12 protein-coding genes are annotated in these 9,917 nt (G+C 68.1%); 8 read left to right on the forward strand and 4 right to left on the reverse strand.

The features are described 5' to 3' along the window. Positions 1-286 precede the first annotated feature (286 nt). On the reverse strand, positions 287-724 hold the full coding sequence (locus Aco03nite_RS51835) for an MmcQ/YjbR family DNA-binding protein (RefSeq protein WP_203810559.1): 438 nt from the start codon (positions 722-724) through the stop codon (positions 287-289). 45 nt (positions 725-769) lie between these two features. On the opposite strand from Aco03nite_RS51835, the gene Aco03nite_RS51840 reads away from it, so the two are divergent. Beyond that, complete coding sequence (locus tag Aco03nite_RS51840; protein ID WP_239146150.1) at positions 770-1,075, forward strand: hypothetical protein; 306 nt, start codon at positions 770-772, stop codon at positions 1,073-1,075. A 237-nt stretch (positions 1,076-1,312) separates the two neighbouring features. Then, positions 1,313-1,909, forward strand: coding sequence for a class I SAM-dependent methyltransferase (locus tag Aco03nite_RS51845; RefSeq protein ID WP_203810561.1), 597 nt, complete (start codon positions 1,313-1,315; stop codon positions 1,907-1,909). Between the two features lie 346 nt (positions 1,910-2,255). Here the strand turns inward: Aco03nite_RS51845 and Aco03nite_RS51850 are convergent, their stop codons facing one another. Together Aco03nite_RS51850 and Aco03nite_RS51855 are read right to left on the reverse strand one after the other, a co-directional pair. After that, positions 2,256-2,786, reverse strand: coding sequence for an AAA family ATPase (locus Aco03nite_RS51850; protein WP_203810563.1), 531 nt, complete (start codon positions 2,784-2,786; stop codon positions 2,256-2,258). 64 nt (positions 2,787-2,850) lie between these two features. Next, a complete protein-coding gene (locus Aco03nite_RS51855; RefSeq protein WP_203810565.1) occupies positions 2,851-3,678 on the reverse strand; it encodes a S1 family peptidase in 828 nt (275 codons plus the stop codon). Positions 3,679-3,912: 234 nt separating this feature from the next. Between Aco03nite_RS51855 and hppD the strand changes: the two genes are divergently transcribed. From hppD to Aco03nite_RS51885, 6 genes are all read left to right on the forward strand, one after another. Further along, positions 3,913-5,118, forward strand: a complete 1,206-nt coding sequence (hppD, locus tag Aco03nite_RS51860; RefSeq protein WP_239146151.1) for a 4-hydroxyphenylpyruvate dioxygenase — start codon at positions 3,913-3,915, stop codon at positions 5,116-5,118. Next, the gene (locus Aco03nite_RS51865) at positions 5,118-6,302 is read left to right on the forward strand and encodes a homogentisate 1,2-dioxygenase (RefSeq protein WP_203810567.1); all 1,185 of its coding nucleotides are present in this window, start codon (positions 5,118-5,120) and stop codon (positions 6,300-6,302) included. Before hppD ends, Aco03nite_RS51865 begins: the two co-directional genes overlap by 1 nt. Before the next feature lie 173 nt (positions 6,303-6,475). Further along, complete coding sequence (locus Aco03nite_RS51870; protein ID WP_203810569.1) at positions 6,476-7,036, forward strand: hypothetical protein; 561 nt, start codon at positions 6,476-6,478, stop codon at positions 7,034-7,036. Then, positions 7,033-8,184 (forward strand): fumarylacetoacetase, encoded by a 1,152-nt coding sequence (gene fahA / locus Aco03nite_RS51875; protein ID WP_203810571.1) that lies wholly within the window; start codon positions 7,033-7,035, stop codon positions 8,182-8,184. Before Aco03nite_RS51870 ends, fahA begins: the two co-directional genes overlap by 4 nt. Positions 8,185-8,250: 66 nt before the next feature. Further along, positions 8,251-8,577 carry a hypothetical protein gene (locus Aco03nite_RS51880; RefSeq protein WP_203810573.1) on the forward strand — a complete coding sequence of 109 codons (327 nt, stop codon included), beginning with the start codon at positions 8,251-8,253 and terminating at the stop codon, positions 8,575-8,577. Continuing rightward, on the forward strand, positions 8,574-8,957 hold the full coding sequence (locus tag Aco03nite_RS51885; protein ID WP_203810575.1) for a MerR family transcriptional regulator: 384 nt from the start codon (positions 8,574-8,576) through the stop codon (positions 8,955-8,957). Before Aco03nite_RS51880 ends, Aco03nite_RS51885 begins: the two co-directional genes overlap by 4 nt. A gap of 52 nt (positions 8,958-9,009) precedes the next feature. On the opposite strand, the gene Aco03nite_RS51890 is transcribed toward Aco03nite_RS51885, so the two are convergent. Then, a partial coding sequence (locus tag Aco03nite_RS51890; protein WP_203810577.1) for a zinc-dependent alcohol dehydrogenase occupies positions 9,010-9,917 on the reverse strand: 908 nt, incomplete at its 5' end.

The following is a 9,917-nucleotide window of genomic DNA, read 5'->3' on the forward strand; positions in this document are numbered from 1 at the left end:
GCTGTTCGGAGATGACCATGCGGGTCACCCGTCAGGGTGCACGCCGATCCGCCTTGACGCCGATCCGCCTTGACGCCGATCCGCCTTGACGGCGAATCGGCTATTCCTGACCTGCTCCGCAGGAGTCCGTTTCCTCTCCGGCCTGAAGGCCGGAGTATCCACGGAGGAATCTGATGACCGCCGGGCCCGCGGAGGGGATGGGATGACGGCGAGGCCAGGCCAGGGCGGTCGGCTAGGGCGGGGCGGGCGACTGGTTGGCTAGGGCGGGGCGGTTTGGGAGGTCGGTTCAGGGGTGGTCGGGGGTGGCGGGGTGGTCTGCCAGCCAGGTGGCTGCTCGGCGAGGGGACGCTTGGGAGAGCCAGGCGTCCTGGATGATCTCGGCCAACTCGGTTCTGGTCAGTTCGCCAAGGCGGCATTCGCGTACCAGCACTGATGGGTGGCCGTCGAAGTGCTTGGTGGTGAAGAACGGGGTGGTCTCGTCCTGGATCAGGGACTGTTTGTCGGCTTCGGTCGGTACCCAGAAGACGATCACGTCCGGGCATTTCTCGCCTGTCAGCGGGTCTACGGCGTCGGGGCGTGGGGTTCGGAAGAAGACGAACGACTTTCGGCCCACCTGGTAGATCGCGTTGCCGTCCCGGCCGTGCTCGACCGTTACGTGCGGCATCGCCGACGCCAGTTCCTCGACGTCCTCGACCCGGGCGGGGCGGTCCTGCTCATCACCCATCTCCTGACGGTACGTCCGGGACGGGCCGCCGTTAGGATTCCCCGGGTGACGAACTCGATCGCGCCGCTTCGCTGGTATGCCGGACTTGCCGTGGTGTTCTTCGGCATCGTGCCCGCGGTGATGCTGACCCTGCTGGTGACCGGGAGCGACAGCCCGTTCCCGATGGGCTATCTGCTGATCGGTGGCATCCCGCTGGTGCTGGCCGCGATCGTTCTCGCCCTGCGCGGCATGACCGGCGGCGGCGAACCGGAACTGGCCGCGCAGAGCCTCAACCGCAGCATGGCCCTGGTCGCGGGCGCCGACGTCCTGATGCTCGGCGGCAACTTCCTGATCCGCATGGCCACCACCTGACGCAATCCGCAAACCGACCCGAAGCAAGGCGCCCTGAATCAAATCGCCCTGAATCAAATCGGCCCGAAGCGACCCGGCCCGAAGCGACCCGGCCCGAAGCGACCCGGAGCAAAGCCGCCCGGAGCAATGTCGCCCGGAGCAATGTCGCCCGACGTGATCCGTGTGGTCGCCGCCTGAGCTGGGCCGGGATGGTCATCGCCGGGTCCGGGCTTGCCCGCTCGGCGCACGCTGGTCGGTATGAGTCGGACCGCCGGGAACCGCGAGATCTGGGACCGCAACGCCGCGACGTACGACAGGCAGATCGCCTTTCTGGATCGGCATTGGTTCCGTGGTGGCCGTGAGTGGCTGGGTGCGCGAGCCGAGGGCCGGGTCTTGGACGTGGGCGCGGGCACGGGTCTGAACCTGCCGCACTATCCGCGTAACACTGTGGTGACCTGCGTCGATCTGAGCCCGGAGATGCTCCGGATGGCGCAAGACCGGACGGCGCGCAGGTGTTGTGGCGACGCCGAGCAGTTGCCGTTCCCGGACGCCGTTTTCGACACGGTCGTGTGTGCGCTGGCGCTGTGCACGATCCCGTCGCCCCCGAGGGCGCTGTCCGAGATGCACCGGGTGCTGGTTCCCGGCGGCCGGCTGCTCCTGCTGGATCACGTGGCCAGCGCCTGGCCCCCGATCCGGGTCGCCCAACGGCTGCTGGAGCGGGTCACGATCCCGTCAGCGGGGGAGCATTTCACCCGCCGCCAACTCCCGCTGCTGGCCGGCCGGTTCGAAATCGTCGAGTCGGATCGGGCCCGGGCCGGTACCGTCGAGCGCGTCCACGCCGTGAGGAGCCGATGATGTGCCGTTATTCCCAAGTGACATACCGGGTTCACTACGTGTGTGTGCCGTGCCGTCATCGCAGCAAGCTGCCGTGGGACGACCGGGCGCATCCGTGCCCGCGATGCCGGGTGCCGATGGTCAATGTCGGTCACGATTTCGCTGCTCCACGTCGCCGGGACACTTCCGGTTGGGTGGCGGTCGCGGCGGTTCTTCAAGCCGGTTTGCGGTACGAGGGATTCGAGCCCTGTGGCTGCGGCCGAGATCCGAAATCCCGCCCGAGGACCAGCGCCCAGGTCCGGCAGCGCCGCCGCCTGGCCGCCCGCCGCGACATCCCACTCGCCGAGGCCCTGGAGGCCCGCGATCCCTACACGTCCGAGACCGCCGAGCTGATCACCGACACCCGGGCGGCGAGTGGTCCCGCGGGCACGTCGACGAGGGTGAATCCCAGTTCCCGGTAGGTCTCCTCGTGGATCCGCTCGAAGCGTGACGCCTCCTCGACCCCGATCCGCCGGGCCGCGGTCGGGTGCACGAACCCTTGCCCGCGTACCAGAAAAGCAGTTGGTTCGTAGGTCTTCGCCGCCCGGTCCACCTCGGCCAGCAGCGTGGCCGGCACCGGAATCCCCAGATGCCGGCCGAGCGCGAGCGTGCACACCGGCGACCGGTCGAAGAAGGCGACCGCACGCCCGGCGGTGGCGAGTTCCCGAGTGCGCTGCAGGTCGACGATGCGCTCCAGGAAGCCCGGCTCCCGCCACGGCTCGTCGACGCCGAGGGCCTGCCGCAGCGCGATGACGTCGGTGGCGGCCTCCTCGACGACGGCGTACCCGTCGAGCTCCAGCTGCCGGAGCAGTGCCGTCTTCCCCGAGCCCGGGGCGCCGGTCAGGATGTATCGCCGCATGGGGGAGAAGGTAGCCGGACGGCCGGCGTGGCGGATCACCACACCGGCCGGTTCTCAGCTGGTGTTACGGCTTGGGGAGCAGGCAACCGCTGACGGTCAGGTCGATGGCCCGGCTGGAGTTGAGGCAGGTGGTGAACCAGTAGGTCTGCTGGCCGTAGCTGCGGCCCTTCAGCACGGTGATCACACCGGTGGAGCTGACCTCACAGGGGTTGTTCAGCGTACAGCTGGCGCCGTCTTCGTTTCCGGTGTTGTTGATGCCGATCAGGTCGCCGGTGGCGGTGCTCACGATCGGTGATCCGGAGGTGCCGCCGATGGTGTCACAGCCGGCGTTGTAACGGACCGAGTCGGTCCACGTCCAGGTGGATTCACGCAGCGTGGGCACGAAGCCGTCGATGGAGCAGTTCCAGACCCGCTTCCAGTATCCGGACGGGATCCCGATCCCGGTGCCGGCGGTCGGGTGCGCGGCCGAGATGGTCAGCGGGGTGGCGCCGTACGAGCTGGAAAGGTTGGCGAATGTGGTGTTGAGGCGGTAGAGCGTGACGTCGGTGCCGGTCATCGTCGCGTAGAGCACCCGGTTGGCCCGGACCGTGGCGACCGAACCGCCGGAGCTGTTGAGCAGGGTGCCCGAGCGGGTGCTGGAGACGTTCTGGATCACCCGGCCCGCGGGGATGAATCCGCCCTCGTAGCAGTGCCCGTTGGTGAGCATCATCGCGCTGTCGGTGCTGACCGAGGTGGGGAACCGGACCAGCGAGGCCGAGCAGTTGCTCAGCGCGATGGTGTTGGCCAGCGTCACCGTGACGTCCGCCTGGGCCGGCGCCGCGGTTCCGGCGAGGACGCCGGCGGCTGCGGTCAGGGCGGCTACACCGAGTGAGAATGCCCGTCGAAGGCGCATGAAGGATCCCTCCACAACATGGGGTTCGGTGCCGGTACGTTCCCATCGACAATTCAGGTATGTCAATAAATTGATGCAGTGCGAGGGGTTTCCCTGACTGTGCAGTTTGCCCAGGGCGCCGGGGCGGAAGGCCCCCGGCATGGGCAATCTGCCCGGCTGATCATGAACGTGTTGTGCATCACGTCCCCGGTTATCGATGCTGTCGGCATCAGCACCGCCGCTGGAAGGAGCAGGATGTCCGTCAACGAGACGCTGACCAGTGAGGAACGCCTCGCCGAACTCGACCTCGACACCCTGAAGCAACTCGTGGGCCTCGTCGAGTACGACTCCGCCGAAGATCCGTTCCCGGTCACCGGGTGGGACGCGATCGTGTGGGCGGTCGGCAACGCCACCCAGACCGCACACTTCTTCCAGTCCGCGTACGGCATGGAGTTGATCGCCTATTCCGGGCCGGAAACCGGCAACCGCGACCACATGTCGTACGTGCTCAAGAGCGGCGCCATCAAATTTGTCATCCAGGGCGGCGTCGACCCGGACAGCCCGCTGATCGGCCACCACACCCGGCACGGCGACGGCATCACCGACATCGCCCTGGCGGTGCCGGACGTCGACAAGTGCGTCGAACACGCCCGCGCCCAGGGCGCCCGGGTGCTCGTCGAACCGCACGACGTCACCGACGAGAACGGAACGGTCCGGATCGGGGCCATCGCCACCTACGGCGAGACCCGCCACACCCTGGTCGACCGCAGCCGCTACACCGGCCCGTACCTGCCCGGATACGTCTCCCGGACCTCCGCCCACCGCAAGCGTCCCGGCGCTCCCAAGCGGATCTTCCAGGCCCTGGACCACGTGGTCGGCAACGTCGAACTCGGCGCGATGGACGAATGGGTCGACTTCTACAACCGCGTCATGGGCTTCACCAACATGGCCGAGTTCATCGGCGACGACATCGCCACCGACTACTCCGCGTTGATGTCGAAGGTCGTCGCGTCCGGCAACCACCGGGTCAAGTTCCCGCTCAACGAGCCGGCGCTCGGCAAGAAGAAGTCGCAGATCGACGAATACCTGGAGTTCTACCGCGGGCCCGGCGCCCAGCACCTGGCCCTGGCCACCAACGACATCCTCGGCGCCGTCGACGCGCTCGCCGCCGAAGGGGTCGAGTTCCTGGCCACGCCGGACTCCTACTACTCCGACCCGGAACTGCGCGCCCGCATCGGCGAGGTCCGCGCCCCCATCGACGAGCTGCAGAAACGCGGCATTCTGGTGGACCGGGACGAGGACGGGTACCTGCTGCAGATCTTCACCAAGCCGATCGGCGACCGGCCCACCGTATTCTTCGAACTGATCGAAAGGCACGGCTCGCTCGGTTTCGGCAAGGGCAACTTCAAGGCCCTTTTCGAGGCCATCGAGCGGGAACAGGCCAAGCGCGGGAACTTCTGATGGCCCACTATCGGCGGGCCGGGAACATTCCGGCGAAACGGCACACCCAGCACCGCGATGCGGACGGGAAACTGTATTACGAGGAGCTGATGGGGGAGGAGGGATTCTCCTCCGACTCGTCACTGCTCTATCACCGGCACGTGCCGTCGGCGGTCCGGTCCGCACACACCTGGCAACTGCCCGACCAGGCTGTCTCGGGTAACGAGCCGTTGCTGCCCCGGCACCTCAAACTGCACGATCTCTTCGCCGGGCAGGAATGGAAATCCTGCGACGCGGTACGGGATCGGCGACTGGTGCTCGGGAACGCCGACGTGCGGATCAACTACGTCGTGGCGGGGACGGCCTCGCCGCTGTACCGCAACGCGACCGGGGACGAGTGCGTCTACGTCGAGTCCGGTTCCGGCGTCGTCGAGACCGTTTTCGGTGACCTGTCGGTCAAGACAGGTGATTACGTCGTCATTCCGCGGGCCACCACCCATCGATGGGTGCCGTCGGGGATGCTGCGGCTCTACGCGATCGAAGCGAACAGCCACATCGCACCACCGAAACGGTATCTATCGAGATACGGCCAGTTCCTGGAGAGTTCGCCCTACTGTGAGCGGGATCTTCGTACCCCCGGAGATCCTCAGCTCGTCGACGGGGAGAACGTCGAGGTCTACATCAAGCATCGCGGCGACGGGCCGGCCGGGCTCTCCGGGACCGTGCACGTGCTGCCGCACCACCCGTTCGACGTGGTCGGCTGGGACGGCTGCCTCTACCCCTACGTCTTCAACATCGCCGACTTCGAACCGATCACCGGCCGGGTCCATCAGCCGCCGCCGGTGCACCAGGTATTCGAGGGCGCCAATTTCGTGATCTGCAACTTCGTGCCGCGGAAGGTCGACTACCACCCGCTCGCCGTCGCGGTTCCTTATTATCACGCGAATGTCGACTCCGACGAGGTGATGTTCTACGTCGGCGGCGATTACGAGGCCCGTAAAGGCTCCGGAATCAACGTCGGATCGATCTCGCTGCACCCCGGCGGACATTCGCACGGGCCACAGCCGGGCGCCATCGAGGGCAGCCTCGGCGTGGAACGGTTCGACGAGCTCGCCGTCATGGTCGACACGTTCCGGCCGCTCGGGCTCGGTGAGGCGGGCCGGCTCTGCGACGACGGGGTCTATGCCTGGACCTGGGCCCGATGAACCCCCTTTTTGCCGGCCTCTTCGACGACGCCGCCCTTTTCCCGCCCGCGTCCACGCCGTTGGCCGGCGCCGTCGCTTCCCATGTCGCGCGCCGGGAATCGGCCCTCGCGCCTCTGCTCGGACCATTCGTGTGCCCGGCCGGCGATTTCGGTTCCTTGCCGTCGGGGTTACGCGTGTCGCTCATTCTGCCCGCCGCCGACACGCCCGTTCCCGCCTCACCCGACATCGTGGCCATCGAGGCGCCGGACGCGGTTCCCGGCCCGGTCACCACCTATTCCGAGATTCCGGTCGCGGAGATCGATGCGACCCGCCTGGCGGCACTCCGGGCGGCGGGTCTGCGTCTCAAATTGAGGACCGGCGGCGTACGGGCGGAGATGTTCCCCTCCGAGGACGCGCTCGCCCGTGCCCTCTGGGCGGCGGTGCGCGGCGGTCTCGCCTTCAAACTGACCGCCGGCCTTCACGACCCGATCCGCCATCGTGACCCGGTGACCGGTTTCGAACACCACGGTTTCCTCAACGTGCTGCTCGCCACCGCCCGCGCCCTGCAGGGCTACGACATCGAGCGCACCCTCGCCGACTCCGACGGCGAACGGGTGGCCGCGGGCGTCGCCGGCATCGACGACGTCCTGGCCAAGGCCGTCCGGCACCACTTCGTCAGCTTCGGCACGTGCAGCATCGACGAACCCGTCGACGGGCTGCTCCGCTACGGTCTCCTACCGGAGGATCCACGGTGAATCTCGGTCACCAGACGCTGCCGTACGGCGTCTTCTCCACCGCCGCCGACCCGCGCCCCCGAGTCGGGGTCGCCTACGGTGACCGGGTCGTCGACCTGCCCGCCACGGTCGCGGCGCTGGACCCGTCGCTGGCGGAATTTGTCGCCGGGCCGTCGCTCGACACGCTGCTAGCCGCCGGGCGGGACGTCTGGAACCGGCTGCGGACGTCGCTCGCCGGCTGGCTCACCGACGGAGCGGCGGTCGTGCTGGTCGACGACGTGACCATGCACCTGCCGTTCACGGTCGCCGACTACGTCGACTTCTACGCCTCCGAGCAGCACGCCACCAACCTCGGGCGGATGTTCCGGCCCGATCAGGAGCCGCTGACACCCAACTGGAAACATCTGCCGATCGGTTACCACGGGCGGGCCGGAACGGTCGTCCTCTCCGGCACCGAGATCGTCCGCCCGTCCGGTCAGCGGCGCGTCTCCGGCGGCATCGAGTACGGGCCGTCCCAGCGCCTCGACATCGAGGCCGAGCTGGGATTTGTCGTCGGTACCCCGTCACGTCTCGGTGCGCCGGTCCCGCTGGACGCCTTCGAGGAGCACGTCTTCGGGGTCTGCCTGGTCAACGACTGGTCCGCCCGGGACATCCAGGCCTGGGAGTACGTTCCGCTCGGGCCGTTCCTGGGGAAGAGCTTCGCCACGTCGATCAGCCCGTGGGTCGTACCGCTGGCTGCTTTTGATCATGCTCGGGTTTCTCCGCCCGTGCGAACCTCGCCGCTGCAGCCCTATCTTGACGACGAGAAGACTCCGGCCTGGGGTCTGGACATCCGCTTCGAGATCCGGCTCAACGGGCACGTGCTGTCCCGGCCCGCGTTCGGCGGGATGTACTGGACCGGGGCTCAGATGCTCGCCCATCTCACCGCCAACGGGGCCTCGTTGCGGACCGGTGATCTGTATGCCTCCGGCACCGTCAGTGGTGACGAATGCGGTTCCCTCATCGAATTGTCGTGGAACGGGCAGAACCCCATCGCCCTGCCGGACGGCGGTACCCGGACCTTCCTCACCGACGGTGACGAGGTGGTGATCAGTGCTGTCGCGCCCGGGGCGGACGGTGCCGTCATACATCTCGGTGAGGTGACCGGGCGTATCGGTTCCCGTCCGTAGGTCAGTTCCGGTTCGACCAGCGCCGGACTTGCAGTCGGTACCTGGGTACAGGCTTACCTTCTAGGCATGACCATCGACGAACTCGGGTGGGCACCGGAAACCTGCACGCTGCCCACCGCCTCGAAACCGCTGCGGGTCGCCGAGTTCGACGACCTGCTCACCTCCGGCCTGCTCTCCTGGCAACGGTTGTCGTCCACGGCGTTGACCTGGCAGTTCAGCCCGTCAGCGATGCCCGCTGCCCGAGATCTGACCACCCGGGAGAGCGCCTGCTGCACGTTCTTCACGTTCACCTTCCACGGGCCACGCCTGACCGTCACGGTTCCCGGTGCCCAGACCGGGGTCCTCGACGCCCTCGAGGAGCGCTCCGCGGCCCTGTTGCGCCGGTCGTCATGACGGGCTTGCGAAGCGGCCAGGTCGCGGCGGCGGCCGGGGTGAACCCGCAGACCCTGCGCTATTACGAGCGGCGCGGCCTGCTTCCCCAGCCGGATCGCACGCTCGGCGGTCATCGTCTCTACCCCGCCGAGACGATCAGCCTGTTACGCCTGATCAAGGCATCCCAGCGCCTGGGCTTCACCCTCGACGAGGTGACGGCCCTCCTCAACGCCCGGGGCGCCGGCATGCACGCCCGGGCCGCAGCCAAGCTGTCCGAGGTGGAGCTGAAAATAGCCGAACTGACAATGATCGCCGAAGCCCTACGAGGCGCAGTAGCAGCCAGCTGTGACGACGTGAACACGTGCGCCGCCGACCCCCGATGCCCACTCCCGGACTCTTGACCACCCCGCGCCGAGCGGGACTTCTCCCCCCGGGCCGGGCCGGGTGGACAGATCAGGGGAGGGTTACCACTACCTTGTCGGCGGCGCCTGGGGTCGCTGCCAGGGTGAGGGCCTGTTCGACCTGGTCGTAGGGGAGCACGTCGCTGACGATCAGGGCGTACTTCTCCCAGTGTTCGATCAGGTCCTTGGTCACCTCGAAGATCTCGGTGGGGTAGCCCATGGCCAGGGCTATGGTGAGTTCGCTGGTCAGCAGGGGGCCGAAGTCGATGGGGACCGGCTTCTTGTGGACCGCGACGCCGCTCAGGCGGGCGCCGTGGCGGGCCGAGGCCAGGACCGTGTCGATCACCGCGGGCACGCCGGCGGCGTCCAGGTACAGGTCGGTGGCCGGTTTGCCGTGGCGGCCGAAGTACCGGGGGGCTTCGCCGTGTAGTTCCAGCAGGCGGGTGGTCACGTCCTCCTGGGAGGAGTCGATCACCGCGTCGGCTCCGATCTTCAGGGCCTTGGCCAGGCGGTTCGGGACCACGTCGACCACTGTCACGTGGGCGGCGCCCCTCAGCTTCAGGCCGACCGCCGCGCCCAGGCCGATCGGGCCGGCGCCGAAGACCACCGCCTTCTGGCCGGGCTTCGGCTCCAGCCGGTTGACGGCGTGGGTGGCCACGGCCATCGGCTCGTTGAGGGCGGCCACCTCGAACGGGATGTGCTTCGGCACAGTGACCAGGTGCTTTCCGACCTCGGCGCCGCGGATCAGCACGTACTCGGAGAGGCCGCCCTGGGCGCCGCCGCTGTCGATGATGCCGTCGTCGGCGGCCATCGGGTTGAGCACCACGTGGTCACCGACGGCCAGTCCGGTCACGTCGGCGCCGATCTCGGCGATCTCCCCGGCCGGTTCGTGGCCGAGCGGGGTGGCGCCCTGCCGCGGTGGGATGCCGCCGACGGATATGTAGAGGGTTTGGCACAGTT

It is taken from the genome of Actinoplanes couchii (assembly GCF_016862075.1).
Classification (GTDB): domain Bacteria; phylum Actinomycetota; class Actinomycetes; order Mycobacteriales; family Micromonosporaceae; genus Actinoplanes; species Actinoplanes couchii.

Excerpts from the sequence above, each read along its gene's own strand:
- Aco03nite_RS51835 (WP_203810559.1), bottom strand. The coding sequence starts at position 724 with ATGGGTGATGAGCAGGACCGCCCCGCCCGGGTCGAGGACGTCGAGGAA.
- Aco03nite_RS51845 (WP_203810561.1), top strand. The coding sequence starts at position 1,313 with ATGAGTCGGACCGCCGGGAACCGCGAGATCTGGGACCGCAACGCCGCG.
- Aco03nite_RS51850 (WP_203810563.1), bottom strand. The coding sequence starts at position 2,786 with ATGCGGCGATACATCCTGACCGGCGCCCCGGGCTCGGGGAAGACGGCA.
- Aco03nite_RS51855 (WP_203810565.1), bottom strand. The coding sequence starts at position 3,678 with ATGCGCCTTCGACGGGCATTCTCACTCGGTGTAGCCGCCCTGACCGCA.
- hppD (WP_239146151.1), top strand. The coding sequence starts at position 3,913 with ATGTCCGTCAACGAGACGCTGACCAGTGAGGAACGCCTCGCCGAACTC.
- Aco03nite_RS51865 (WP_203810567.1), top strand. The coding sequence starts at position 5,118 with ATGGCCCACTATCGGCGGGCCGGGAACATTCCGGCGAAACGGCACACC.
- Aco03nite_RS51880 (WP_203810573.1), top strand. The coding sequence starts at position 8,251 with ATGACCATCGACGAACTCGGGTGGGCACCGGAAACCTGCACGCTGCCC.
- Aco03nite_RS51885 (WP_203810575.1), top strand. The coding sequence starts at position 8,574 with ATGACGGGCTTGCGAAGCGGCCAGGTCGCGGCGGCGGCCGGGGTGAAC.